Here is a 23,094-nt window from a genome sequence, read left to right on the forward strand (position 1 = left end):
CGCAATCACTTCGGCGTCACTGCGATGCCGGCGCTGCGTGGTTTGCTGATCGCCTCCGGGACGCTGCCCACTTCCGGCTTGAGCGCCATTTCGACGGCCGCGCGTATCGACGCCATGTCGCACTGGATGGCGAAGTGGCCGCATTCACTATCGAGCAAGGTCAGGCGCGCATGCAGCATCGGCGCCAGCGTCTGCGCCGCGCGCGGGTTGACCAGCTGGTCCTGCCTTGCGTTGATCAGGTGGACGCGCGCCCGCACCCGGGTCGCCGCCTGTTCCAGTCCTGGCGGGCCACCCGGCCCGGCGCCGATGTCCTGGCTGAGCAGGGCGCGGATCTGCGCCAGGTTGTCGTTGGCGTCCGGCGCTTCCGGGTCGGGCGCCACCGTCTCGCGCAGGAATTTGTCGAATTCGGCCGGCGTGGTCTTATGCTGCCGGAAATCGGGCGACGTGGCGTTCAGCGCGAACACCATCTGGAACAGTGGCAGCGGCGGGTTGCGCTGGTAGTCGCCGCCGGCGAAGGCGGCGTCGGTGACGATGGCCTGTTCGGCCGTGCGCCAGAACAGCAGGTCGTAGCTGGACAGGCGCGGGGTGGCGGCGATGGCCACGGCGGCGTCCATGAAGCGTGGATGGCTGACCGTCCACTGGAGCGTCTGCATGCCGCCCATCGAGTAGCCGACCACGGCCCGCAGGTGGTGGAGGCCCAGTTGTTCCGTCAGCAGCCGGTGCTGGCTGGCCACCATGTCGCGGATGGTGAAGGCGGGGAAGGCCTTGCCATGCTGGCTGGCGCTGTTGGACGGCGAGCACGAGACGCCGTTGCCCAGCGCGTCCACCAGGATCACGAAGTAGGGCGCCGGATCGAACAGGCCTTGCGGCCCCAGTACTTCAAGCAACTGCCCGCTGGTGCCCGTGTGCCAGGTGGGCACCAGGATGGCGTTGTCGCGCGCCGCGTTGAGCGTGCCCAGCGTGCGGTAGCCGAGCTGGCAGTCATGGATCACGGCGCCGCTTTCCAGCCGCAGGTCGCCGAGGCGGGCGAACTGCTGGGGCGCGGCGGGTGAGGTGGGGGCGGCGGCCGTGTCCGCGCGGGCCCGCGTGGACACGGCCATGGCCAGCATGGCGCCGCATAACAGCAAGGTCCGCGCAAGGGCGGAGGGCGAAGGGAGGCGTGATGTCATGCGGTCTCCAGGCGATGAGCGGCCGGTTCCGGCGCGCGCGGGGCGGAACGGCGTGTCAGCTGCGCTTGCGCTCGTGCTGCCACAGCACGTCGCTGCCGCCGGCGAAGCGGTTGAGCACGCGCGACAGCACGAACATCAGGTCCGACAGCCGGTTCACGTACTGGCGCGGGTGGTCGTGGATGGTTTCGGCCTTGCCCAGCGTGACGATGGCCCGTTCCGCGCGGCGGCACACGGTGCGGCACACATGCGCCACGGCGGCCGCCCGTGAACCGGCCGGCAGGATGAACTCCGTCAGCGCCGGCAGGTCGGCGTTGTATTTGGCCAGCAGGTCGTCAAGGCGGGCGACGTGGGCCTCCGTGATCATCTGGTAGCCGGGGATGCACAGTTCACCGCCCAGGTCGAACAGGTCGTGCTGGATCGTCACCAGCTCTTCGCGCAGGTCGTCAGGCATGGCTTCGCACAGCAGCAGTCCGATGTTGGAATTGAGTTCGTCCACGTCGCCCATGGCGTGCACCCGCACGCTGTCCTTGTCCGTGCGCGTGCCGTCGCCCAGGCCGGTGGTGCCGTTGTCGCCGGTGCGGGTGGCGATCTTGGAGAGTCGGTTGCCCATGTTGGTTCCTGATCCGTGAAAAGCTGTGAGGATACGCCAATTCCGCGCTCCGCAGCGCATTTCCCCCACCGGCGACGCGGCGAATCGGCCCCGACGACGGGCCAACGATGGGCCGCAATTGATCGCCCGACGGGACGGCAGCGCCGTTTGTGCTTACAATCGCTATCTATCGACTCGTTTCCTTCGCCGCCATGCATACCGCTCCCCCCGATCCGGCCAACCTGTTCGCGCGCCGCCAGCAAGTGGCCGAGGCCCTGCGCGCCGTGCTGCCCGCGCGCTGCGTGCTGGCCGAGCCGGAGGATACCCGGCCCTACGAATGCGACGGCCTGGCCGCCTACCGCCAGCTGCCGATGGTGGTGGTGCTGCCCGACAGCGAGGCGCAGGTGATCGCCATCGTCAACGTGTGCCGCCAGTTGCAAGTGCCGATCGTGCCGCGCGGCGCCGGCACCGGCCTGTCCGGCGGCGCCATGCCGATCGCGGACGGGGTGGTGCTGTCCACGGCGCGCCTGAACCAGATCATCCGCATGGACGCCTATTCGCGTACGGCCGTGGTGCAGCCGGGCGTGCGCAACCTGGCCATCTCCGACGCCGCCGCCCGCCATGACCTGTACTACGCCCCCGATCCCTCGTCGCAGATCGCCTGCACCATCGGCGGCAACGTGGCCGAGAATTCGGGCGGCGTGCATTGCCTGAAGTATGGCCTGACCGTGCATAACGTGCTGCGGGTGCGCATGGTCACCATCGAGGGCGAGGTGGTGGAGCTGGGCGGCGAATCGCTGGATGCGCCGGGGCTGGACCTGCTGGCGGTGTTCATCGGTTCCGAAGGCATGCTGGGCATCGTGACGGAAGTGACGGTCAAGCTGATTCCCAAGCCATCGACGGCGCGCGTGATCATGGCTTCCTTCAGCGAGGTGGGCGCCGGCTGCAACGCCGTGGCCGACCTGATTGCGGCCGGCATCATCCCGGCCGGGCTGGAGATGATGGACCAGACCTCGGCCCGCATGGTCGAGCCGTTCTGCAAGGCCGGCTACGACACCGAGGCGGCCGCCATCCTGCTGTGCGAGGCCGACGGCACGCCCGAGGAAGTGGAAGAAGACATCGCGCGCATGACGGCCGTGCTGCAGGCGGCCGGCGCCAGCGCCATCGCCGTGTCGCAGAACGAAGCCGAGCGGCTGCGCTTCTGGTCGGGCCGCAAGAACGCCTTCCCGGCCGCCGGCCGCATCTCGCCCGATTACTACTGCATGGACGGCACCATCCCCCGCAAACGGCTGGCCGAGGTGCTGGCCGGGATCGCGCGCATGGAAACCAAGTACGGCCTGCGCTGCGCCAACGTGTTCCACGCGGGCGACGGCAACCTGCACCCGCTGATCCTGTTCGACGCCAACCAGCCCGACGAATTCGCGCGGGCCGAGGCCTTCGGCGCCGAGATCCTGGCGATGAGCGTGGAAGTGGGCGGCACCATCACGGGCGAGCACGGGGTGGGCATCGAGAAGATCAATTCCATGTGCGAGCAGTTCACGGCCCAGGAGCTGGAAGCGTTCTTCGCCGTCAAGCGCGCCTTCGATCCGCTCAAGCTGCTCAATCCCGACAAGGCGATCCCCACCCTGAACCGCTGCGCCGACATGGGCAAGATGCGGGTCACGGGCGGCGTCCTGAAATTCCCCGACTTGCCGCGTTTCTGACGGAGTTCCTTTGCACGCCATCCTCACCCAATACCAAGAACAGATCCGCGCGGCCACGGCCGCCGGCACGCCGTTGCGCCTGCGCGGCGGCGGCACCAAGGACTGGTACGGCAACATGCCCACCGGCGAACTGCTCGACACGCGCGCTTACAGCGGCGTGCTGGCCTACGAACCGACGGAGCTGGTGATCACGGCCCGCTGCGGCACGCCGCTGGCCGAGATCGAAGCGCTGCTGGCCGAACGGCGCCAGATGCTGGCCTTCGAGCCGCCACGCTATGGCGCCGCATCCACCATCGGCGGCGTGGTGGCGGCGGCGTTGTCCGGCCCGCGCCGCGCCAGCGCCGGCGCCGTGCGCGACTTCGTGCTGGGCGCGGCCCTGATGGACGGGCATGGCGAGCTGCTGTGCTTCGGCGGCCAGGTGATGAAGAACGTGGCCGGTTACGACGTGTCGCGCCTGTTGGCCGGCTCGCTGGGCACGCTGGGCCTGATCATGGACGTGTCGCTCAAGGTGCTGCCGCAGCCCGTGTGCGAGGCCAGCGTGCGCTTCGAGCTGTCGGAGATCGACGCGCTGCGCCGGCTGAACGAGTGGGGCGGCCAGCCGCTGCCCATCTCGGCCAGTTGCTGGCACGACGGCATCCTGTCGCTGCGCCTGTCCGGGGCCGAGGCGGCCGTGGCGGCCGCGCGGCGCAAGCTGGGCGGCCAGCCGGTGGACCATGACGCGGCCTTCTGGGCCAGCCTGCGCGACCAGCGCCATGCCTTCTTCGATGGCGGCGAATTGTGGCGGCTGTCCGTGCCGCCCACGGCCAGCGCGCTGGTGCTGAAGGGCGAACAGCTGATCGAGTGGGGCGGGGCGCAGCGCTGGCTGCACGTGGCCGGCGGCGACGCGGCCAGCATCCGCCGCACGGTGGCCGCCGTGGGCGGGCACGCCACGCTGTTCCGCGGCGGCGACCGGAAAGCGGGCGTGTTCCAGCCGCTGGCGCCGGCCGTGGCGGCCATCCACCAGCGCCTGAAGGCCAGTTTCGATCCGGCCGGTATTTTCAACCGCGGCCGCATGTACTGACGGAGCACCATGCAAACTGATCTCGCCGATTTCATCAAGAACACGCGCGACGGCGAAGAAGCCGACGCCATCCTGCGCGCCTGCGTGCACTGCGGCTTTTGCACGGCCACCTGTCCCACCTACCAGTTGCTGGGCGATGAGCTGGACGGGCCGCGCGGGCGCATCTACCTGATCAAGCAGGTGCTGGAAGGGGCGCCCGTCACGGCCAAGACCCAGAGCCACCTGGACCGCTGCCTGACCTGCCGCAACTGCGAATCGACCTGCCCGTCCGGCGTCAAGTACGGGCGGCTGGTGGACATCGGCCGCAAGGTGGTCGAGCAGCGCGTGCAGCGCCCGCTGGCCGAGCGCGTCAAGCGCGCCGTGCTCAAGGAAGCGCTGCCGCGCAGCTGGGTATTCACGCCGGCGCTCAAGGCGGGCCAGTTGTTGCGGCCCTTGTTGTCCAGACCCTTGCAGGACAAGATCCCGCACGCGCACAGCGCCGGCCAGCGTCCGGCGCGTTCGCACGCGCGCAAGATGCTGGTGCTGGAAGGCTGCACGCAACCGGGCATGGCGCCCAACATCAACAGCGCCACGGCGCGCGTGCTGGACTTGCTGGGCGTGCAGTTGCTGAGCGCGCCCAAGGCCGGTTGCTGCGGCGCGCTGCGCTACCATCTGAATGACCAGGACGGCGGCCTGGATGACATGCGCCGCAACATCGACGCCTGGTGGCCGTATGTGGAAGGCACGGGCGGCGCGCCGCGCGTGGAAGCGATCGTGATGACGGCGTCCGGCTGCGGCGCCACCGTCAAGGAATACGGCCACCTGCTGGCGCACGACGCGGCCTATGCGGTCAAGGCCGAGCGCATCTCGGCGCTGACGCGCGACCTGAGCGAGGTGATGCCGGCGTTCGAGGAAGAGCTGGCGCGCCGGCTGCGCGGCAAGATCAAGCAGCGCGTGGTCTACCATCCACCGTGCACGCTGCAGCACGGCCAGCAGATCCGGGGCAAGGTGGAAGGCCTGTTGCGTGCGGCCGGTGTCGATGTGACGCTGTGCGCGGACAGCCATTTGTGCTGCGGCTCGGCCGGCACCTATTCTCTGCTGCAGCCGGAATTGTCGCTGCAACTGCGTGACCGCAAGCTGGCCAGTCTGGCGGCCACGGAGGCGGAAGTCATCGTGTCGGCCAACGTGGGCTGCCAGGCGCACCTGCAGTCGGGTACGCAGACCCCGGTGCAGCACTGGATAGAACTGATCGACCGCGCGCTGGCGCCGGCGGCTTAGCGCCAGCGTTCGGCCTGTTTGACGAGGTAGTGGTCGTACACGTAGCGCCACGGGATGATGAAGGGGAAGATCAGCACCACCAGGCACTGGATGGCATTTTCCAGCGTGGCCCCGGCCAGGCTGCCCGTTTTCCACAGCGGGTAGGCGACGGTGCCCAGCCAGATCAGCTTCCACGTCAGTTCCCACAGCAGCAGGGGCAGCATCTGCAACGGATAGCGCAGGCCCAGCACGCACAGCGCGGAGAACGCGGCCAGCATGCACACCACCACGCCCTGCATCAGTTCCCATGGCTTGTCATGGTGGATCACGCCGGGCCAGATGAGGAGGCCGAGGCCCACCACGACCAGCAGGTACAGCGCTCTGAGCAGATACAGCCGGATCACGGACACTTCTTTCATCTCGCTTGCTCCTTATTTCAGGGGAATGGGATTTACTCGACTTCCTTCAGCACTTTTTCCACCGTCGCCACGCGCGATTTCAGTTCGCCCAGCGCCGCGTCCATGGATGCCAGCCGGCGCGCCGTTTCCGCTTGCGCGGCGGCCGCTTGTTCGGCCAGCTGGCGGTAGGCGTTGTCGTTGGCCAAGCGCGCCTTGGCTTGCTGGATGGCCGCATAGGAGCGCATGCCGAACACCACGATGATGGTGATGAGCGGCAGGCAGATCGTCAGGAGAAACACACTTTCGGACATGATGGCCTCTACGTTTCAGTGTTATTGGACAGGGACCGCGCCGCCTGTGCGATGGCGGCCGGGGTAAGTTCGACGTCGAACGGCGCCGCCTCAAAAAATTTGAGCGCCTTGCCGTCCGGGGACAGTTCCAGCTGGCTCCTCACCAGGCCCGCGTCTTCCAGCTTTTGCAGGTGCAGGTGCAGCAGCGGGCGGCTGATGCCCAGCTCCCGCGCCAGCTGGCTGACGTAGTTGCGCCCGCCCGATTCCAGCATGGCGATGATGCGCAGCCGGTGCGGGTTGGCCAGGGCCGACAGCATGGCCAGCAACTGATCGCCGTCGAGTTGTAGGGTTTTCGTTTTCACGTGTAAAGAATATCTTACACATGAAAATAAAGCAAGCAAATTCGCCGTGGCGTGCGCACGGCGTTGCGCGCGGGCTGTGCTCAGTGGCGCTGGAACAGCGGGCAGAAGGCGCCGTTGTCGGTCACGCTGGGACCGGCCGTGCCGTCCGGCTTGAGCTCCTTGAGCCAGCCGTCCGGATGGGCAGGCGTGGGGCGCTTGCCGCAGTTGGTGTGCACCCAGTGGATGCCTACGCCGTTGGTGTACAGCTGGCCGCATACGCCGATCCGGTCGTTGACGCGGATGGCGGTCAGCGGCGCGGGGATGCCGGCCTGGTTGCGGTCGAAGCCGGGCACGAACACGTTGTCGATGGCCACGTCGTAGATGCGGCCATCCTGGTCCGCCTTCATGGTCAGGTGCGTGTGCGACAGTTCCACGCCCTTGCGGTACTGGCCATGCGCGAAGGCGGGGCCGCGCACCACCACGCCGGTGCGGTAGGAACCGGCGGCGGCGCTGCAAGCGGCGGCTTCGTCGGCGAGGGCGCTGTGGGCGCTGGTGATCATCAGCAGGCCGGCTGCCAGCAGAACGTTTTTCATGTGTTACTCCATGGGTTGAATTCAACCCGCCGCGAACAGCGGGAACTGGGCGCCGCCATCGGCCTCGGCGCCATGCAGCGTGACGATGGGCGGCAACTGCGCAGCCGCCTGCCAGACGGCCGCGCTGTCGAAGGCGGCCACCCAGGCCAGCACTTCGTCGGCCGGCATGGGGCGGGCGATGCCGTAGCCCTGGGCCAGGTCGCAGCCCAGGCGCATCAGCATGGCGCCATGCTCGGGCGTCTCCACGCCCTCGGCGATGATGCGCATGCCGAACGAGCGCGCCAGGTTGATGATGGCGCACACCAGGTGCAGGTCTTCACGTTCCACCAGCATGGAGCGCACGAAGCTCTGGTCGATCTTGAGCGTGTCGGCCGGCAGCCGCTTGAGGTAGGACAGCGAGGAATAGCCGGTGCCGAAATCGTCCAGCGCGAAGCTGATGCCCTGGCGCTGGCAGGCCTGCATGATGGCGCGCACATGGGCCACGTCGGACAGGGCCGACGATTCGAGGATCTCCAGTTCCAGCATGGCCGGCGGCACGTCCGGGAATTCGGCCAAGATGGCGCCCAGCCGTTCGACGAAATCGGCGCGCTGGAAATGGCGCGCCGCGATGTTGACGCTCACCACCCAGTGCGGTGCTTGCGCGCGCCACGCCTGCAACTGGCGCAGCGCCTCGCGCAGCACCCACTCGCCGATGTCGACGATGATGTCGCTGTGCTCGACGATGGGCAGGAACTCCATCGGCCCCACCATGCCGCGCACCGGATGCTGCCAGCGCAGCAGCGCCTCCATGCCGATGATGCGGCCCGAGCGCATGTCCAGCTTGGGCTGGTAGTGCAGCCGCAACTGGCCGGCGCGCAGCGCGGCGCGCACCTCCGTGCGGCGGTTGTGGTGGGTGCGCACCTGCTCGTCGTGATCGGCGTCGAAGAAGTGGTAACGTTTGCGGCCCGTGAGTTTGGCCTGGTACAGGGCCTGGTCGGCGTGGCGCAGTAACTGGTCGGCGCTCACCTCGTTGCCCGTGTGGATGGCCACGCCCACGCTGGCCGACATCTTCACCACTTCGCCTTCGCACAGGTAGTCCCGTTCCAGCGCCGCCATCAGCCGTTGCAGCAGCTGGCCGATGGCGGCCCGTTCGCCCAGTTCCGGCAGCAGCAGCACGAATTCGTCGCCGCCCAGGCGCGCCACGTACTGGCGCTGCCCGGCCATTTCGTGCAGGCGGCTGGCCACTTGCGTGAGCAGGGCGTCGCCGACGGCCTGGCCCAGGCTGTCGTTGACGTGCTGGAAGTGGTCGAGGTCGAACAGGCACACGGCCAGCCGGTAGCAGCCTTCGCGGGCGCGCGCGATCTCGTGTTCGAAGCGGGCCGCCAGCGCGCTGCGGTTGGGCAGGCCGGTCAGCACGTCGTGGTTGCTCTGCCACGACATCTGCTGGATCAGCTGGCGCCGTTCGCTCACGTCGCGGAACACCAGCACCATGCCGTGCACGGCGCCGTTGGCCGAGCGGATGGCGGCGGCCGTGTATTCGATGTTGGCCAGTTCGCCCGAGGTGTGGCGCAAGGCCTGGTTGGCCATCTTGACGGCCTCGCCGCCGGCGCAGATGGCGTCGGTGGCCTTGAGCAGCGTGTGCTGGCCGAAGTTATTGGCCAGTACGAACACCTGGTGCAGCTCCATGCCGCGCGCCTGCTCCCCGGTCCGCCCGGTGAGCGCTTCGGCCACGGCGTTGACGGTGGCGATGCGGCCGGCCGTGTCGGTGGTGATGACGGCGTCGCCGATCGAGGCCAGCGTCACCTCGATGCGCTCTTTTTCCTCGCGCAGTTGCTGCTGGCTGCGCCGCAGCGTGAGCACCAGCGCCGCCACTTTTTCGGCCATGTTGTTGAAGGTGCGCGCCAGCGCGCGCGCCTCCAGCGTGCCGCGCACGGGCATGCGCACGGCGTAGTCGCCGTTCTGGAAACGGTCGGTGGCCAGTTCCAGCCGGCGCAGCATGCGCTGGTTGACGCACACGAGCACGCCCAGCAGCGCATAGATGATGGAGATGTTGATGGCCGAGATCACGGCTTGCTGGCGCACCGAGTGCCACACGGCGTTCAGCGGCGCTGTGGGCGAGAAGCGCAGCGCCAGGTTGGCGCGCGGGCCGATGGCGCGCTCCATGGCCAGCGCCGGCACGGTGTCGAGCGCGGCGAACCAGTCGGGATGGCGCACCGGCGCGGGCGCCGCGCGCAGCGCTTCCAGGTGGCCGCCGGGGTAATCGAGATGGACGTCGGCCAGGTCGGGATTGAGCAGCAGGGCGCCGGCCAGGGTGGCGTCGAGCGCGGCGCGGTCGCGCGCGGCCAGCGCCGGCTGCAAGGCCGTGGTCAGGTAGCTTTCCAGTTCATGCGCCTGTTGCCGGTAGCGCGCGCCGGCCGCCTGCGATTCGCCGTCGACGAGCAGCGTGTAGCGCACGCCCGTGACGACGGCGATGATGACGAAGATCGGCAGGAACAGGCGGGAGTAGGTACCCATCTGTAACCAGCGCGACAGTAGTTTCCTCAGCAGAGGCATAGGCGGTCAAGATGATCCGGCGAATTAAACCATCCTCATTATTACCGAAAAGTTAATCCACCAGCATTTTATTTTGCCATTTGTAAAGTTCTTGCCACGACAGGGGCTATGCGGCCACCGCTCGCTTGCGGATTGCAAGCGAGGGGCCGGCGGACCGTCACTCGGCCAGCAGTTTCTCGATGTCGGCGATCAGTTCTTCAGGCTTGGTAGCCGGTGCGTAGCGCTTATAGACGGTGCCGTCCTTGCGCACCAGGAACTTGGTGAAGTTCCACTTGATGCCCTCCGTGCCCAGCAGGCCGGGCGCTTCCTTCTTGAGCTGCTTGAACAGCGGGTGGGCCTGGCTGCCGTTCACGTCCACCTTGGCGAACATGGGGAAGGTGACGCCGTAGTTCTTTTCGCAGAAGGCGCCGATCTCGTCGGCCGAACCCGGTTCCTGGGCGCCGAACTGGTTGCATGGGAAGCCCAGCACCACGGCGCCCTTGTCCTTGAATTGTTCGTACACGGCTTCCAACCCCTGGTACTGGGGCGTGAAGCCGCACTTGCTGGCCGTGTTGACGATCAATAGAACCTGGCCCTTGTACTGGCCCAGGCTGACGGGCTTGCCGGACAGGGTGTCCGCTTCCAGGTCGAAAATGGTGTGCATCAGATGATCCCCAAATGTTCGGTGCCGGCCGACAGGTCGCGCGTCTTGGCGGCCTTGCCTTCCAGCTTGATGGCGAGCCGCAGGTCGTTCACGGAGTCGGCGTTGCGTAATGCGTCTTCATAGGTGATCAGGTCGGCCTCGTGAAGGTCGAACAGCGACTGGTCGAAGGTCTGCATGCCCAGTTCGCGCGACTTCTTCATCAGCTCCTTGATCTCGTGCACCTGGCCCTTGAAGATCAGGTCCGAGATCAGCGGCGAATTGAGCATGATCTCGATCGCCACCACGCGGCCCTTGCTTTCCTTGCGCGGCACCAGGCGCTGCGAGATCATGCCTTTCAGGTTCAGCGACAGGTCCATCAGCAACTGCTGGCGGCGTTCCTCGGGGAAGAAGTTGATGATGCGGTCCAGCGCCTGGTTGGCGCTGTTGGCGTGCAGCGTGGCCAGGCACAGGTGGCCCGTCTCGGCGAAGGCGATCGCGTGGTCCATGGTCTCGCGGTCGCGGATCTCGCCGATCTGGATCACGTCCGGCGCCTGGCGCAGCGTATTTTTCAGCGCCACTTCCCAGTCGTCCGTGTCCACGCCCACTTCGCGCTGGGTGACGATGCAGTTCTTGTGCGGGTGGACGTATTCGACCGGGTCCTCGATGGTGATGATGTGGCCGTAGCTGTTCTCGTTGCGGTAGCCGACCATGGCCGCCAGCGTGGTCGATTTGCCCGAGCCGGTGGCGCCCACCATGATCACCAGGCCGCGCTTGGCCATCACGACTTCCTTCAGCACTGCCGGCAAGCCCAGGTCTTCGAGCTTGGGGATCTCGCTGGTGATGGTCCGCAGCACCATGCCCACCGAGCTCATTTGCACGAAGGCCGAGACCCGGAACCGTCCCAGGTCGCCGGGGCTGATGGCGAAGTTGGCTTCCTTGGTCAGCTCGAAGCTGGCGGTCTGCTTGTCGTTCATGATGGAACGCGCCAGGTCGGCCGTGTGGGCCGGCGTCAGGGCCTGGGCCGAGACGGGCGTCATCTTGCCGTCGATCTTGATGGCGGGCGGGAAGCCGGCCGTGATGAACAAGTCCGAGCCCTTTTTGCTGAGCATGAGGCGCAGCAGGTCGAACATGAATTTGGATGCCTGGTCGCGTTCCATGGTGGCCGCTCCTTATGTGTGCGGCGTTCAGCCGGGGAAGTTGTCCGGCGTCTTGGCGGCCGAACGGGCGGCGGCCGACGAGATCACGTTGCGCCGTACCAGGTCCGTCAGGGTCTGGTCCAGCGTCTGCATGCCCACGTTGCTGCCGGTCTGGATGGCCGAATACATCTGCGCGATCTTGGCTTCGCGGATCAGGTTGCGGATGGCCGGCGTGGCGACCATGATCTCGTGCGCGGCCACGCGGCCGGAACCATCCTTGGTCTTGAGCAGCGTCTGCGAAATCACGGCCTGCAGCGATTCGGACAGCATGGCGCGCACCATCTCCTTCTCATCGGCCGGGAACACGTCGACAATACGGTCGATGGTCTTGGCGGCCGACGAGGTGTGCAGCGTGCCGAACACCAGGTGGCCCGTCTCGGCGGCCGACAGGGCCAGGCGGATGGTTTCCAGGTCGCGCAATTCGCCGACCAGGATCACGTCCGGGTCTTCGCGCAGGGCCGAGCGCAGCGCGTTGTTGAACGACAGCGTGTGCGGTCCCACTTCGCGCTGGTTGATCAGGCACTTCTTCGATTCGTGCACGAATTCGATCGGGTCCTCGATGGTCAGGATGTGGCCATACTCGTTCTCGTTGACGTGGTTGACCATGGCCGCCAGCGTGGTCGATTTGCCGGAGCCGGTGGGGCCCGTCACCAGCACCAGGCCGCGCGGCTTGAGCGCCAGCTCGGCGAAGATCTTGGGGCAGTTCAGTTCTTCCAGGCTCAGGATCTTGGACGGAATCGTGCGCAGCACGGCCGACGCGCCCCGTTCCTGGTTGTAGGCGTTGACGCGGAAGCGCGCCAGGCCGGGAATGGCGAACGAGAAGTCGCATTCGAGCATTTCCTCGTAGGCCTTGCGCTGGCCGTCGTTCATGATGTCATAGATCATGCCGTGCACGTCCTTGTGCTCCAGCGGCGGCAGGTTGATGCGGCGCACGTCGCCGTGCACCCGTATCATGGGCGGCAAGCCGGCCGACAGGTGCAAGTCCGAGGCCTTGTTCTTGACCGAGAATGCCAGCAATTCTGAAATGTCCATTTATAATCCCTGTGCCTGTTGTCGGGCGCGCGCCGGGACGGCGCACCGGCGCGGCGTTGTTCAGCCGCGTTGTTCAATCGAATTCGTATACTGTCCGCATACCACTGTTTCCTCATTGATTATGTCCACAATCGCCCAGAACTTGCAAGCCATAGCCGGCACAATTATTTCCGCATTACAAGAAAGTGGCCGCCCGGCAGGCGCTGTCCAGTTGCTGGCCGTGTCCAAGACGTTCGGGCCGGAAGCGGTGCTGGAAGCGGTGCGCGCGGGCCAGCTGGCGTTTGGCGAGAACTACCTGCAGGAAGCGCTCGACAAGATCGCCGCCGTGGCCGCCGGCGCGCCCGGCGCCGCGCTGGAATGGCATTTCATCGGCCCCATCCAGAGCAACAAGACCCGGCCCATCGCCGAGCATTTCGACTGGGTGCACACGGTGGACCGGCTCAAGATCGCCCAGCGCCTGTCCGAGCAGCGCCCGGCGGACAAGGCACCGCTCAACATCTGCCTGCAAGTGAACATCAGCGGCGAAGCGAGCAAGAGCGGCGTGGCGCCGGGCGAGGTGGCCGCGCTGGCAGCGCAAGTGGCCGCGCTGCCCAACCTGCGCCTGCGCGGCCTGATGGCCATCCCCGAGCCGGCCGCGGACTTTGAACAACAACGGGCGCCGTTCGCCCAACTGCGCGCGCTGGTTGAGCAGCTGCGCGCTGGCGGCCTCGCGCTCGACACGCTGTCGATGGGCATGTCGGCCGACCTGCGCGCCGCCATCGTCGAAGGCGCCACCATCGTGCGCGTGGGCAGCGCCATATTCGGATCACGCAACTACCATTAAAACGAGAGATCAACATGAAGATTGCATTTATCGGCGGCGGCAACATGGCCTCGGCCCTGATCGCAGGCCTGGCCGGCAAGCTGACGGCCGGCGCCAACATCCACGTGGTCGACCCTAACGGAGCCGCGCTGGAGCAACTGCGCAGCAAATTTGGCGTCAGCACGGCCAGCGCCGCCGGCGCCGAACTGGCGGGGCGCGACGTGATCGTGCTGGCCGTCAAACCGCAGAGCATGCGCGAAGTGGCGGCCCAGTTGCTGCCGCTGCTGGACAAGACCACGCCGCCGCTGGTGCTGTCGATCGCGGCCGGCATCCGCGCGGCGGACCTGTCGCGCTGGCTGGGGGGCTACGGTGCCATCGTGCGCTGCATGCCCAACACGCCGGCCCTGATCGGGCAGGGCATCACGGGCATGGTGGCCACGGCCGGCGTGAGCGCGGCGCAGAAGGACGCGGCCGACGCCATTCTGAAAGCGGTGGGCCAGACCGTGTGGCTGGACGATGAAGCGCAGATCGATCCCGTGACGGCCGTCTCGGGCAGCGGCCCGGCCTATGTGTTCTACTTCATCGAAGCGATGCAGCAGGCGGCGGCGGAACTGGGCCTGAGCGCGGAGCAGGGCAAGCAGCTGGCGTTGGCCACGTTCACCGGCGCGGCGCAACTGGCCGCACAGTCGGACGAGCCGGTATCGCTGCTGCGCGAGCGCGTCACGTCCAAGGGCGGCACCACGTACGCGGCCCTGACCAGCATGGAAGCGAGCGGTGTGAAGGCCGCCATCGTCACGGCCGTGAAAGCGGCGGCCCAGCGCGGCAAGGAGCTCGGCGACGAGCTGGGCGGCGCGGCCTGATCGACCTCAGGTAACTAAAACCAAAACCGGGGTCAGGTCATACCATTAAGCAAGATGTGAAGATCTTGCTTAATGGTATGACCTGACCCCGGTTTTTTGTTAGTGGCCGCAGCCGGGCGGCATGGCGGCGATCCAGGCGCGGATCAGGGCCACGCCTTCCGCGTGGACGGAGCCGCGTCCCAGTTCGGGCATCATGACGCCCGTTTCGGCTGAGGCCAGCCGGTACAGCATGATCGATTCATCGGGCTTCCCGGGCATGATGCCGTATTGCCGGCCACCCGTGCCGGCGCCGGCCGCCACCGGCGGCTTGCACAATCCCAGGTGCAGATCGGCCGGCGCGCCGATGTTCAGGTGCAGCGCCGTGGTGTTGGCCGCGCCCTTGTCGTTGTGGCAGTGGGCGCAGTTGATGTCGAGGTAGGCGCGGGCGCGCGCGTCCAGCGTTTGCTTGTCGTCGCGCCAGTTGGCGTTGCGCGGCGCGGCCTGCGGCGCGGGGGCGCCCGTCAGGTAGCCGATGCGGGTCAGGTAGGCGAGCTGGTTTTCCGTCACGCCGTCGTGCGTGTAGTCACGGTTCAAATGGCGCGCTTTCGGGCCGATGGGCTGGAACTGGCGCGTCTTCAGGTCGGCCACGTGGCACGAGGCGCACTGGTTCACATTGGGCACCACGTAGGTCAGCGGCCGGTGGCTGCCGTCCTCATGCTGCACGTCCAGCGCCACCTGCTGGCCGGTGCGGGCCAGCACGGCGTCCGTCTGTTCGGCGTTCCAGACGTAGGGCAAGGCGATCCAGCCGGTCTTGCGGCGCACCAGCAGCCGCGTTTCGATCAAGCGCACGTTGGCCAGGTCCAGCCGCTCGCCGCCGTTGCGGCTGCTGTCGTAGGTGGCCAGCACGGCATCGGGCTTGCCCGCGTCCGCACCCGCGCCCATACCCGGTTGGCGCGGATAGAAGAAAGTCTTGGAGATGATGGTGCCGACCGGGAAGTCGAAAGCGGTGTCGGCCTGGTAGGTGGCGCTGCTGCCCTTGGGCATCCAGATGGTGCGCAGCTTTTGCGCATAGTCGGTGAACAGCGGCGTGTTCAGATCGTACGGGACGACGCCGTTGTTGAGCACGAGACGGCCGCCATCGGCCGCCATCAGATGCCAGTCGCTCAGTTTGGGGGGATTGCCATCCGTGATGAAATCGACGGGCGGCTGGCCGCGCGTGCAGGCCGTCAGGGCCAGCGCGCACAGGGCCAGGGCGGCCGCGCGCCATGGGCGGCGGCCAGGTGGGGCGAACATCATGGGGATTCCCTGCTTGCTTGGTTTCAGGAGGCCGACAGTTGCGGGATGGTCACCGGCGGCAGCTTGGCCAGCTGGCAGCGGTAGGGCGCCGTGTCCTTGTTCGGGTTCTGGTATTTGTGGGGGCCGTCCGCGTTGAGCACGTCCACCCCGTCCTGGATGCAGATGCGCGCCTCGGCCGGCAGCTTGCCGTTCACCAGCAGCTTGGTGTCCACGTAGCCATCCCACAGCACGTCGGGCAGGTGGCCCGTCAGGCCGTACATGGCCAGCTTCAGGGCTTTCAGGTCCAGCCCGTCGGGCGCGTCGCCGCCGCCGTGGAAGCGGTTGCCGTACACGAAGATGGCTTTCGGATAGGGATCGTAGCCGGCCGAAACGCCTTTTTCCGTGTAGTAGCCGGTCGAGTGGTAACTGGAGATGATGACGTTGGCGGTCTGGTTGTCGGTGATGTCGTTGTCGAAGATTTCAACCTTGGAATTGGAGTTGATCACCACACCGGAGCCGGCCGGCACGCTGGCCACGGCCGTGCCGCGCGCGGCGAAGTTGCCGAGGTTGTTTTTGTCGACCTTGTTGTGGAACACCCGCGTGGCGTAGCCGGCCTGCGACAGGTTGGGCATGTTGAACACGAGGATGCCGCCCGTGTTGTTGGTGGCCACGTTGTCGTAGACGTCGGCGTTGACGGTGTTTTCGATCTCGATGCCGGCCACATTCTGCTCGGCGCGCGAACGGCGCACCACCACGTCGTGCGACTGGCCCACGTAGATGCCGGCGTCGGAGGCGGCGATGGCCACGCAGTCTTCGATCAGCACGTTCTTCGTCTTGACCGGGTAGATGCCGTAGGCGCCGTTGCTGACCTTGGAGCCGCCCGTCCACTGCACCTTGACCTTGCGGATGGTGATGTGGTCGCCGTCGTTGATCTTCAGGCCGTCGCCCTTGGAGTCCTCGATGGTCAGGCCTTCGATGGTGAAGTCGCTGGCGTACACCAGCATGCCTTCCGGTCCCGTCACCTGGCCCTTGAACGAGAGCACGGTCTGGTCCATGCCGGCGCCGCGCACGGTGACGCCGTTGGCGCGCAGCGTGAGGCCGCTGCTCAGGTGGTAGTGGCCGGCGGGAATGGTGATCACGTCGCCCGGTTTGGCGTCCAGCAGTTGCTCCTGCAAGTGTTGCTGGAACGCGGCGTCGGCGTTGGCGCCGGCCGGGGCGTCCGCCGTTTTGCTGCATGAAGTCAACAGGCAAACGGAACCGCAAAGCGCGAGCGCGCTCAGTACCTTGTGCATGAAACTGTCCCCTTGTTTTTTTATTGGTGTGCAGAGTACGGCTCTGGCAGTATAGCCGTGGCCGGCCGCTTTGCAACGCTCGTATTGGACATTCGTCCTGTTTTGTTGCGGCGACGACACCGGCCCGGCGCATCGGCTGGGTGCGGCCGGTAGTATTATGGCGGCTACACAACATTCGGGAGGCAACATGGCCAATCGCAGAATCTTCATCATGCAAGCCATGGCGGGGCTGGCCGCCGCCGGCCTGGGCCGGCTGGCCGTGGCCGACGACCGTACGCTGTTGCGCGAGGACGACCCCAAGGCGCTGGAATTCGGCTATGTGACGGAGACGGCCCGCGTGGATCAGGGCAAATACCCTGAACACCAGCCTGACCAGCAATGTTCCAAGTGCCAGATCTACGAAGATGGTCCCGATGGCAAGGGCGGCTGCCCGCTGTTCCCCGGCAAGCTGGTGCTGGCAGGGGCCTGGTGCAGCGCCTTTAGCTGAGAAGGCGTTGCAAAACGCCCATGGCGTCGTTGTGGCGCCTTGCTACGGGCGTTTTGAAACGACGTCCAAGGTCGCTAGTTGTTCTTGTCGTCACTCAGGTATTTCTGGTAGATGGCGTTGTAGCGCCCCGTTTCCTTCAAGTGCTTGAGGCCGGCGTTGAAGTCGTCGCGCACGCGGCTGTCGCGGAATACGGGGCGGTAATCCAGTGGGTTGAGCTTGACGAAGCTGTGTTCCTGGATCGGCTTGAGCGGCACGCCATGTTCGCGCTTCAGTTGCAAGCTGAAGTATTTGAAGATGTTGCGGTCGCTGAGCACCAGGTCGTAGCGGCCCTTGTCCAGCGTGAGCACCTGCAGCGCCTGGTCGTTCTGCTCGAAATACAGGCCCGCATTCTTGACCGGCCCCAGCCAGTCGGGATAGCGCTTGGCCGCGCCGGCAAAGGCGATCACGCGCAAGCCGCGCAAGTCCTGCGGCGTGCGGATCACAAGGTGGCGTTCCTTGAGGCTGATGAACACGTTGTCGTACAGGACGGCGGGGTCGCCGTAGTTGCCGCCGGCGGCCGTCAGGTCCTCGCCCAGGTCCGTCATGGCCGCGTCCACCACCCGGCCCTTGAAGGCGACCGGCACGCGGGCGAACGGGAAATACTGGGGTTTGAGCACATGGCCCCGGTAGGCCAGCGCTTCGCCGATCACTTCCAGTTCGATGCCCGAGTTTGTTTCGGGAAAGCAGAACGGGGGAATTTTCTCGCCGAACGCCATCTTCACGTCCACCGCCCTGGCGGGCATCAACACGGCACAGGCCGCCAGCATGGTGAGCAGACGATAGGACAAGCAAAGTTGCATGGGAATCCGGAACGGGAAGTTGCGCGCGGGTAAGCGCGGTGCAGCGCCATTATGGCATGGCGCTGCGCTCCCGGCCGGAATGTAAACCGCCGGGCGCGCGTGGGAGCACGCGCCCGTCCATGGCTCAGCGCCGCGCCAGCAGCAGGCCGGCGATCACGCCCACGGCCGCGCCCAGGCCCACGGCTTGCCACGCATGGCCCTTGACGTAGCCGTTGGCCGACTGGGCCGCCAGTTTGCCGCGCGCCGTCATGCTGTCCTGCAGGCGCAGCAGATCGGTCTTGGCGGTGCGCAGCGTGTCGTCGAAGCGGGCCTGCGCTTCGCCGGCGCTATGGGCCGCGTTGCGCTTGGCTTCCTTGAGCCAGCTCTCGGCGTCGCCGATCACCAGCTTCAGATCGTTCATCAGTTTTTCGCGCGCCTCGTGGTTGGCGGCCTGGCCTTGCGCCACGTTGCCGTTCACGGCGCCATTTCCTTGTTGCACAGTCTGTTCCATGATGGTCACTCCCTGGTTAGGTGGATCACTACATCGTGAAATGCCCAGTGTATAAGTTGCTGCGCGGACGGCGCTGTGCGCCAGATCAAGCGTATGCGGAACGCGCCTGGTGCCGTGCTTAGCGCAGCGCGTAATCCAGGGCCACGCCAGCGAACACCGCGGCGCCCAGCCAGTTGTTGTGGCGGAAGGCGTAGAAGCAGGCGTCCCGTTCACGGCCCCGTATCAAGGTGTAATGGTACGCCGCAATGCCGGCCGCTGCCAGAAGTCCCGTAACGAACCAGGCGCGCAGGCCCAGCAGCCAGCCGCAGGCCAGCAACAGCGTCAGGTTGGCGGCGTAGCAGAACATGACGGCGGCCACGTCATGCCGGCCGAAGGTGATGGCCGAGGTCTTGATGCCGATTTTCAAGTCGTCGTCACGGTCCACCATCGCGTATTCCGTGTCGTAGGCCAGGGCCCAGAACACATTGGCCACCAGCATCACCCAGGCCAGCGGCGGCACCGTGTCCTGCACGGCGGCGAAGGCCATCGGGATGCCGAAGCCGAACGCGATGCCGAGGTAGGCCTGGGGCAGGGCGAAGAAGCGCTTGAAGTAGGGATAGGTGGCGGCGATGATCACGGCGGCCACCGACAATTGCTTGGTCAGCGTGTTGAGCGGCAGGATCAGGCAAAACGACAGCAGCGCCAGCGCGGCCGCGATGGCCAGCGCTTCCTTGCCGCTGATCCTGCCGCTGGTGATGGGGCGCTGGGCCGTGCGCTTGACGTGCTTGTCGAAATCCTGGTCGGCGTAATCGTTGACGGCGCAGCCGGCCGAACGCATCAGCAGCGTGCCCAGCGAAAAGATCAGCACCAGCTTCCAGTCCGGCTTGCCGCCCGAGGCCAGCCACAGCGCGCTCAGCGTGGGCCACAGCAGCAACAGCGTGCCGATCGGTTTGTCGAGGCGCAGCAGGCGCGCGTACAGCTCCAGCTTGTTCATGGGGACGTTCCGTTGCAGGACAAAATGCGATTATCGCAAATCCTGGCCCGCTGCGTCACGGTGGGGCGGTCGCCGTCAGTGGGCGTCCATCGGCAGCGGGGTCACGCCGGGCAGGTGGCATTGCGCCACGGCGGCGCAGATGGCGTCGATGGCGGCCTTGCGGGTGAAGCTCTTGCGCCACACGATCACCACCCGGCGCGACGGCTCGGGCTGGGTGAAATGGCGGAAGCGCAGCATGCCGTCCGCGCTGTCCATGTCCGGCACGGAGGCGCGCGGCAGCACGGTCAGGCCGATGCCGGAGGCCACCATGTGGCGGATGGTGTCGAGCGACGAGCCTTCGAAGGTGCGCTGCATGCCATTGCCGGGCGAGGAGAAACGCGCCATCTCGGGGCACACTTCCAGCACCTGGTCGCGGAAGCAGTGGCCGTTGCCGAGCAACAGCATGTTTTCCGTCTTCAAGTCCTCGGCCGGAATGGCCGCCCGCTTGGCCCACGGATGCTGGGGCGGCATGGCCACCACGAACGGTTCGTCGTACAGCGCCTGCACGGCCATGCCGTGCTCGGGCAGCGGCAGCGCCATGATGGCCGCGTCCAGTTCGCCCTGGCGCAGCATTTCGAGCAGCTTGACGGTGAAATTTTCCTGCAGGATCAACGGCATTTGCGGCACGTTGGCGATCATGGCCTTGACCAGCGGCGGCAGCAGGTAGGGGCCGATGGTGTAGATCACGCCCAGCCGCAGCGGACCGGCCAGCGGGTCCTTGTTCTGCTTGGCCAGTTCCTTGATGGCGGCCGTCTGTTCCAGCACGCGCTCGGCCTGCGCCACGATCTGGGCGCCCAGCGGGGTGACGGAGATTTCCGCGCCGCCCCGTTCAAACAATACGACACCGAGCTCGTCTTCGAGCTTCTTGATTGCTACCGAGAGCGTTGGCTGGGCCACATAGCACGCCTCGGCCGCGTGGCCGAAGTGTTTCGCTCGTGCAACAGCAACGATATATTTCAGTTCGGTCAGTGTCATAAATGTATTTGAACACAGGCATTGCGGGGACGCAATGATATAAATGGGCCAATGTCAACCGCCATGGCGATGGCTATCGCATCCGTTGTGTCGTTGATGAAAAAACGGCGGTGGCAGGTGCTGCCGATATAATGGCGCGCAATGGCCGTGGTGCTGGCCGTGTCGCGGTAACGATAGATCGAAAGGTTAGCATGTCCTCCACTTTTGGCCCCGACGAGGCGCGGGATTACCTGCACAAGCTGCTCAAGGTGATGCACCACACGGGCGGTTCGGATTTGTTCATTTCCGCCGATTTCCCGCCCAGCATGAAATCGCAGGGGGCGATGAAGGCGCTCAGCCAGCAGAAGCTGAGCGGACCGATCACGCGCGCGCTGGCGCTGTCGATCATGAACGACAAGCAGCGCGCCGAGTTCGAGGCCGAGATGGAATGCAACTTCGCCATCTCGCTGCCCGACGTGTGCCGCTTCCGCGTCAACGTGTTCGTGCAGCAGCAGAACGTGGCCATGGTGATCCGCACCATCGCCTCCGAGATCCCCACGTTTGAAAAGCTGGACCTGCCCGAGATCCTGAAAGAGGTCATCATGACCAAGCGCGGGCTGGTGCTGGTGGTGGGCGGCACGGGCTCGGGCAAGTCGACCACGCTGGCGGCCATGATCGATTACCGCAACGCCAACTCGGCTGGCCACATCATCACGGTGGAAGACCCGGTCGAGTATGTGCACAAGAACAAGGGTTGCCTGATCACGCACCGCGAGGTGGGCGTCGACACGCTGTCGTGGCACAACGCGCTGAAGAACACCCTGCGCCAGGCGCCGGACGTGATCCTGATCGGCGAGATCCGCGACACGGAGACCATGGAGCACGCGATCGCGTTCGCGGAAACGGGCCACCTGTGCCTGGGCACGCTGCACGCGAACAACTCGAACCAGACCATGGACCGCATCATCAACTTCTTCCCCGAGGAGCGGCGCAACCAGTTGCTGATGGACTTGTCGTCCAACCTGCGCGCCATCGTCTCGCAGCGGCTGGTGCGCACCGAGGATGGCAAGGGCCGCAAGGCGGCCATCGAAATCCTGCTCAACACGCCGACCATCGCCGAGATGATCTTCAAGGGCAATTTCCAGTCGATCAAGGAAATCATGCACAAGTCGCGCGAGCTCGGCATGTGCACCTTCGACCAGGCCCTGTATGAACTTTATAATAAGGGCTACATCGGCTACGACGAAGCGATCCGCAACGCCGACTCGGCCAACGGCCTGCGGCTGCAGATCAAGCTGCGCGGCGATCGCCACGGCGAGACGTCGGGCGGCTCGGCAGGCGAACTCAGCATGCAGATGGATGACGAGGAAGAAGACGAATAAACCCGGCAGGCCATGCTGCGCCGCCCCACCCAAGAACAACCATGCCCGTATTTGAAAACAAGATTTGCACCCGTGAACAACTGGCCGCGCGCGTGGCCGCGCTGCCCAAGCCCGTGGTCCTGACCAATGGCGTGTTCGACATCCTGCACCGTGGCCACGTGACCTACCTCGCGCAGGCGCGTGCGCTGGGCGCCTCGCTTGTGGTGGCGGCCAACACGGACGCCTCCGTCAAGCGGCTGGGCAAGGGCGACGACCGCCCGCTCAACAGTTGCGCCGACCGCATGGCCGTGCTGGCCGCGCTGGAGTCGGTCAGCCTGGTGGTCGATTTCGACGAGGACACGGCGCTGCAGGTGGTGCTGCAAGCGCGGCCCGAGATCTACGCCAAGGGCGGCGACTACGACATGCAGGCCATCCCGGAAGGGCAGGCCGTGCTGGCCTACGGCGGCCAGGCCATCGCCATCGATTTCGAACATGACCGTTCCACCACCAAGCTGCTGAACAAGGTGCGGCAGGGATGAAGCAGCCTTCGTCGCCGCATGGCACGCAGGCTTGGCTGGCGACCGTGCGCGCCTACAACCTGTGCGAGGCGGTGGTCAGCAAGCGGCTGGCCGAGATCCACCTGCGGGTGGGCGACCTGGAAGTGCTGGCCACGCTGGCCACGCGGCCGGGCCTCAGCCAGCGCGAGCTGGCGGCGCGCTGCTTCATCACCAAGAGCGGCGTGAGCATGCTGCTGTCGCAGATGGAGGAGCGCGGCCTCGTCATGCGCGACACGGACGCGGACGACGCCCGCACCAAGCGCCTGACCCTGACGGCGGCCGGCATGGCGCTGGCGCAGCAAGCCATGAAGATCCAGGCCGAGGTGGTGCACGCCATGGTGGCCGGAACGTCGGAGGCGGAACTCGCCACCATCACCCGCGTGATGGAGCGCGTCTCGTCCCAGCTGGAAGCGCTGCTGTAAGCG

At 66.3% G+C, this 23,094-nt stretch carries 25 protein-coding genes; 9 read left to right on the forward strand and 16 right to left on the reverse strand.

The window, feature by feature from the left end; genetic code table 11:
* Window positions 1–5 precede the first annotated feature (5 nt).
* Both H3H37_RS04425 and H3H37_RS04430 read right to left on the reverse strand, forming a co-directional pair.
* Window positions 6–1,169 carry an alpha/beta fold hydrolase gene (locus H3H37_RS04425; protein ID WP_229218655.1) on the reverse strand — a complete coding sequence of 388 codons (1,164 nt, stop codon included), beginning with the start codon at window positions 1,167–1,169 and terminating at the stop codon, window positions 6–8.
* Between the two features lie 55 nt (window positions 1,170–1,224).
* Window positions 1,225–1,779: a cob(I)yrinic acid a,c-diamide adenosyltransferase gene (locus tag H3H37_RS04430; protein ID WP_182160437.1), complete on the reverse strand. Its 555-nt coding sequence runs from the start codon at window positions 1,777–1,779 to the stop codon at window positions 1,225–1,227.
* 191 nt (window positions 1,780–1,970) lie between these two features.
* Between H3H37_RS04430 and H3H37_RS04435 the strand changes: the two genes are divergently transcribed.
* From H3H37_RS04435 to glcF, 3 genes are read left to right on the forward strand one after another with little or no spacing between them, the layout of a single operon-like run.
* The gene (locus H3H37_RS04435; RefSeq protein ID WP_182160438.1) at window positions 1,971–3,461 is read left to right on the forward strand and encodes an FAD-linked oxidase C-terminal domain-containing protein; all 1,491 of its coding nucleotides are present in this window, start codon (window positions 1,971–1,973) and stop codon (window positions 3,459–3,461) included.
* Between the two features lie 10 nt (window positions 3,462–3,471).
* Window positions 3,472–4,521, forward strand: coding sequence for a glycolate oxidase subunit GlcE (glcE, locus tag H3H37_RS04440; RefSeq protein WP_182160439.1), 1,050 nt, complete (start codon window positions 3,472–3,474; stop codon window positions 4,519–4,521).
* Window positions 4,522–4,530: 9 nt separating this feature from the next.
* Window positions 4,531–5,778 carry a glycolate oxidase subunit GlcF gene (gene glcF, locus H3H37_RS04445; RefSeq protein ID WP_182160440.1) on the forward strand — a complete coding sequence of 416 codons (1,248 nt, stop codon included), beginning with the start codon at window positions 4,531–4,533 and terminating at the stop codon, window positions 5,776–5,778.
* On the opposite strand, the gene H3H37_RS04450 is transcribed toward glcF, so the two are convergent.
* From H3H37_RS04450 to H3H37_RS04485, 8 genes are all read right to left on the reverse strand, one after another.
* Window positions 5,775–6,176 (reverse strand): hypothetical protein, encoded by a 402-nt coding sequence (locus tag H3H37_RS04450; protein ID WP_182160441.1) that lies wholly within the window; start codon window positions 6,174–6,176, stop codon window positions 5,775–5,777. The two genes, glcF and H3H37_RS04450, sit on opposite strands and share 4 nt — an antisense overlap.
* Before the next feature lie 32 nt (window positions 6,177–6,208).
* Window positions 6,209–6,466: a hypothetical protein gene (locus H3H37_RS04455; protein WP_182160442.1), complete on the reverse strand. Its 258-nt coding sequence runs from the start codon at window positions 6,464–6,466 to the stop codon at window positions 6,209–6,211.
* A gap of 8 nt (window positions 6,467–6,474) precedes the next feature.
* Window positions 6,475–6,807 carry an ArsR/SmtB family transcription factor gene (locus H3H37_RS04460; RefSeq protein WP_311197395.1) on the reverse strand — a complete coding sequence of 111 codons (333 nt, stop codon included), beginning with the start codon at window positions 6,805–6,807 and terminating at the stop codon, window positions 6,475–6,477.
* Between the two features lie 80 nt (window positions 6,808–6,887).
* Window positions 6,888–7,379: a hypothetical protein gene (locus tag H3H37_RS04465; protein ID WP_182160443.1), complete on the reverse strand. Its 492-nt coding sequence runs from the start codon at window positions 7,377–7,379 to the stop codon at window positions 6,888–6,890.
* A 21-nt stretch (window positions 7,380–7,400) separates the two neighbouring features.
* Complete coding sequence (locus H3H37_RS04470; RefSeq protein ID WP_182160444.1) at window positions 7,401–9,872, reverse strand: putative bifunctional diguanylate cyclase/phosphodiesterase; 2,472 nt, start codon at window positions 9,870–9,872, stop codon at window positions 7,401–7,403.
* A gap of 196 nt (window positions 9,873–10,068) precedes the next feature.
* Window positions 10,069–10,554, reverse strand: coding sequence for a glutathione peroxidase (locus tag H3H37_RS04475; RefSeq protein WP_182160445.1), 486 nt, complete (start codon window positions 10,552–10,554; stop codon window positions 10,069–10,071).
* Complete coding sequence (locus tag H3H37_RS04480; protein ID WP_182160446.1) at window positions 10,554–11,690, reverse strand: PilT/PilU family type 4a pilus ATPase; 1,137 nt, start codon at window positions 11,688–11,690, stop codon at window positions 10,554–10,556. Before H3H37_RS04480 ends, H3H37_RS04475 begins: the two co-directional genes overlap by 1 nt.
* Before the next feature lie 27 nt (window positions 11,691–11,717).
* Window positions 11,718–12,761: a type IV pilus twitching motility protein PilT gene (locus H3H37_RS04485; RefSeq protein ID WP_182160447.1), complete on the reverse strand. Its 1,044-nt coding sequence runs from the start codon at window positions 12,759–12,761 to the stop codon at window positions 11,718–11,720.
* A gap of 121 nt (window positions 12,762–12,882) precedes the next feature.
* On the opposite strand from H3H37_RS04485, the gene H3H37_RS04490 reads away from it, so the two are divergent.
* On the forward strand, window positions 12,883–13,584 hold the full coding sequence (locus tag H3H37_RS04490; protein WP_182160448.1) for a YggS family pyridoxal phosphate-dependent enzyme: 702 nt from the start codon (window positions 12,883–12,885) through the stop codon (window positions 13,582–13,584).
* Between the two features lie 14 nt (window positions 13,585–13,598).
* A complete protein-coding gene (proC, locus tag H3H37_RS04495) occupies window positions 13,599–14,423 on the forward strand; it encodes a pyrroline-5-carboxylate reductase (RefSeq protein WP_182160449.1) in 825 nt (274 codons plus the stop codon).
* Between the two features lie 99 nt (window positions 14,424–14,522).
* Here proC and H3H37_RS04500 read toward each other — a convergent pair whose 3' ends face one another.
* Complete coding sequence (locus tag H3H37_RS04500; protein WP_229218656.1) at window positions 14,523–15,698, reverse strand: SO2930 family diheme c-type cytochrome; 1,176 nt, start codon at window positions 15,696–15,698, stop codon at window positions 14,523–14,525.
* Window positions 15,699–15,721: 23 nt separating this feature from the next.
* The gene (locus H3H37_RS04505) at window positions 15,722–16,969 is read right to left on the reverse strand and encodes a parallel beta-helix domain-containing protein (RefSeq protein WP_182160450.1); all 1,248 of its coding nucleotides are present in this window, start codon (window positions 16,967–16,969) and stop codon (window positions 15,722–15,724) included.
* 187 nt (window positions 16,970–17,156) lie between these two features.
* Between H3H37_RS04505 and H3H37_RS04510 the strand changes: the two genes are divergently transcribed.
* Entirely contained in the window at window positions 17,157–17,456 is a 300-nt protein-coding gene (locus H3H37_RS04510) for a high-potential iron-sulfur protein (RefSeq protein ID WP_182160451.1), read from the forward strand.
* A 74-nt stretch (window positions 17,457–17,530) separates the two neighbouring features.
* On the opposite strand, the gene H3H37_RS04515 is transcribed toward H3H37_RS04510, so the two are convergent.
* The 4 genes from H3H37_RS04515 to H3H37_RS04530 all read right to left on the reverse strand — a co-directional run bounded on the left by H3H37_RS04515 (window position 17,531) and on the right by H3H37_RS04530 (window position 20,772).
* Window positions 17,531–18,283, reverse strand: a complete 753-nt coding sequence (locus H3H37_RS04515; RefSeq protein WP_229218657.1) for a substrate-binding periplasmic protein — start codon at window positions 18,281–18,283, stop codon at window positions 17,531–17,533.
* Window positions 18,284–18,419: 136 nt separating this feature from the next.
* Window positions 18,420–18,785, reverse strand: coding sequence for an ElaB/YgaM/YqjD family protein (locus H3H37_RS04520; RefSeq protein WP_182160452.1), 366 nt, complete (start codon window positions 18,783–18,785; stop codon window positions 18,420–18,422).
* 118 nt (window positions 18,786–18,903) lie between these two features.
* Window positions 18,904–19,758 (reverse strand): 4-hydroxybenzoate octaprenyltransferase, encoded by an 855-nt coding sequence (gene ubiA, locus H3H37_RS04525; protein WP_182160453.1) that lies wholly within the window; start codon window positions 19,756–19,758, stop codon window positions 18,904–18,906.
* A gap of 75 nt (window positions 19,759–19,833) precedes the next feature.
* Entirely contained in the window at window positions 19,834–20,772 is a 939-nt protein-coding gene (locus tag H3H37_RS04530; protein ID WP_182160454.1) for a hydrogen peroxide-inducible genes activator, read from the reverse strand.
* A 191-nt stretch (window positions 20,773–20,963) separates the two neighbouring features.
* On the opposite strand from H3H37_RS04530, the gene H3H37_RS04535 reads away from it, so the two are divergent.
* Genes H3H37_RS04535 through H3H37_RS04545 form a run of 3 tightly spaced genes read left to right on the forward strand, consistent with a single transcriptional unit; the run spans window position 20,964 to window position 23,091 of the window.
* On the forward strand, window positions 20,964–22,133 hold the full coding sequence (locus H3H37_RS04535; protein ID WP_182160455.1) for a PilT/PilU family type 4a pilus ATPase: 1,170 nt from the start codon (window positions 20,964–20,966) through the stop codon (window positions 22,131–22,133).
* 41 nt (window positions 22,134–22,174) lie between these two features.
* On the forward strand, window positions 22,175–22,651 hold the full coding sequence (locus tag H3H37_RS04540; RefSeq protein ID WP_182160456.1) for an adenylyltransferase/cytidyltransferase family protein: 477 nt from the start codon (window positions 22,175–22,177) through the stop codon (window positions 22,649–22,651).
* On the forward strand, window positions 22,648–23,091 hold the full coding sequence (locus H3H37_RS04545) for a MarR family winged helix-turn-helix transcriptional regulator (RefSeq protein ID WP_182160457.1): 444 nt from the start codon (window positions 22,648–22,650) through the stop codon (window positions 23,089–23,091). Before H3H37_RS04540 ends, H3H37_RS04545 begins: the two co-directional genes overlap by 4 nt.
* Window positions 23,092–23,094 lie beyond the last annotated feature (3 nt).

Source organism: Rugamonas brunnea (genome assembly GCF_014042345.1).
GTDB classification, from domain to species: domain Bacteria; phylum Pseudomonadota; class Gammaproteobacteria; order Burkholderiales; family Burkholderiaceae_D; genus Rugamonas; species Rugamonas brunnea.

Bases quoted from the DNA above. Each gene is read 5' to 3' on its own strand.
- H3H37_RS04455 (WP_182160442.1), bottom strand. From the start codon at position 6,466: ATGTCCGAAAGTGTGTTTCTCCTGACGATCTGCCTGCCGCTCATCACC.
- H3H37_RS04540 (WP_182160456.1), top strand. From the start codon at position 22,175: ATGCCCGTATTTGAAAACAAGATTTGCACCCGTGAACAACTGGCCGCG.
- H3H37_RS04530 (WP_182160454.1), bottom strand. From the start codon at position 20,772: ATGACACTGACCGAACTGAAATATATCGTTGCTGTTGCACGAGCGAAA.
- proC (WP_182160449.1), top strand. From the start codon at position 13,599: ATGAAGATTGCATTTATCGGCGGCGGCAACATGGCCTCGGCCCTGATC.
- H3H37_RS04505 (WP_182160450.1), bottom strand. From the start codon at position 16,969: ATGCACAAGGTACTGAGCGCGCTCGCGCTTTGCGGTTCCGTTTGCCTG.
- H3H37_RS04500 (WP_229218656.1), bottom strand. From the start codon at position 15,698: ATGATGTTCGCCCCACCTGGCCGCCGCCCATGGCGCGCGGCCGCCCTG.
- H3H37_RS04510 (WP_182160451.1), top strand. From the start codon at position 17,157: ATGGCCAATCGCAGAATCTTCATCATGCAAGCCATGGCGGGGCTGGCC.
- H3H37_RS04425 (WP_229218655.1), bottom strand. From the start codon at position 1,169: ATGACATCACGCCTCCCTTCGCCCTCCGCCCTTGCGCGGACCTTGCTG.
- H3H37_RS04520 (WP_182160452.1), bottom strand. From the start codon at position 18,785: ATGGAACAGACTGTGCAACAAGGAAATGGCGCCGTGAACGGCAACGTG.
- H3H37_RS04490 (WP_182160448.1), top strand. From the start codon at position 12,883: ATGTCCACAATCGCCCAGAACTTGCAAGCCATAGCCGGCACAATTATT.
- H3H37_RS04545 (WP_182160457.1), top strand. From the start codon at position 22,648: ATGAAGCAGCCTTCGTCGCCGCATGGCACGCAGGCTTGGCTGGCGACC.
- H3H37_RS04475 (WP_182160445.1), bottom strand. From the start codon at position 10,554: ATGCACACCATTTTCGACCTGGAAGCGGACACCCTGTCCGGCAAGCCC.
- H3H37_RS04435 (WP_182160438.1), top strand. From the start codon at position 1,971: ATGCATACCGCTCCCCCCGATCCGGCCAACCTGTTCGCGCGCCGCCAG.
- H3H37_RS04480 (WP_182160446.1), bottom strand. From the start codon at position 11,690: ATGGAACGCGACCAGGCATCCAAATTCATGTTCGACCTGCTGCGCCTC.
- H3H37_RS04465 (WP_182160443.1), bottom strand. From the start codon at position 7,379: ATGAAAAACGTTCTGCTGGCAGCCGGCCTGCTGATGATCACCAGCGCC.
- H3H37_RS04535 (WP_182160455.1), top strand. From the start codon at position 20,964: ATGTCCTCCACTTTTGGCCCCGACGAGGCGCGGGATTACCTGCACAAG.
- H3H37_RS04470 (WP_182160444.1), bottom strand. From the start codon at position 9,872: ATGGGTACCTACTCCCGCCTGTTCCTGCCGATCTTCGTCATCATCGCC.
- H3H37_RS04485 (WP_182160447.1), bottom strand. From the start codon at position 12,761: ATGGACATTTCAGAATTGCTGGCATTCTCGGTCAAGAACAAGGCCTCG.
- glcF (WP_182160440.1), top strand. From the start codon at position 4,531: ATGCAAACTGATCTCGCCGATTTCATCAAGAACACGCGCGACGGCGAA.
- H3H37_RS04450 (WP_182160441.1), bottom strand. From the start codon at position 6,176: ATGAAAGAAGTGTCCGTGATCCGGCTGTATCTGCTCAGAGCGCTGTAC.
- H3H37_RS04430 (WP_182160437.1), bottom strand. From the start codon at position 1,779: ATGGGCAACCGACTCTCCAAGATCGCCACCCGCACCGGCGACAACGGC.
- ubiA (WP_182160453.1), bottom strand. From the start codon at position 19,758: ATGAACAAGCTGGAGCTGTACGCGCGCCTGCTGCGCCTCGACAAACCG.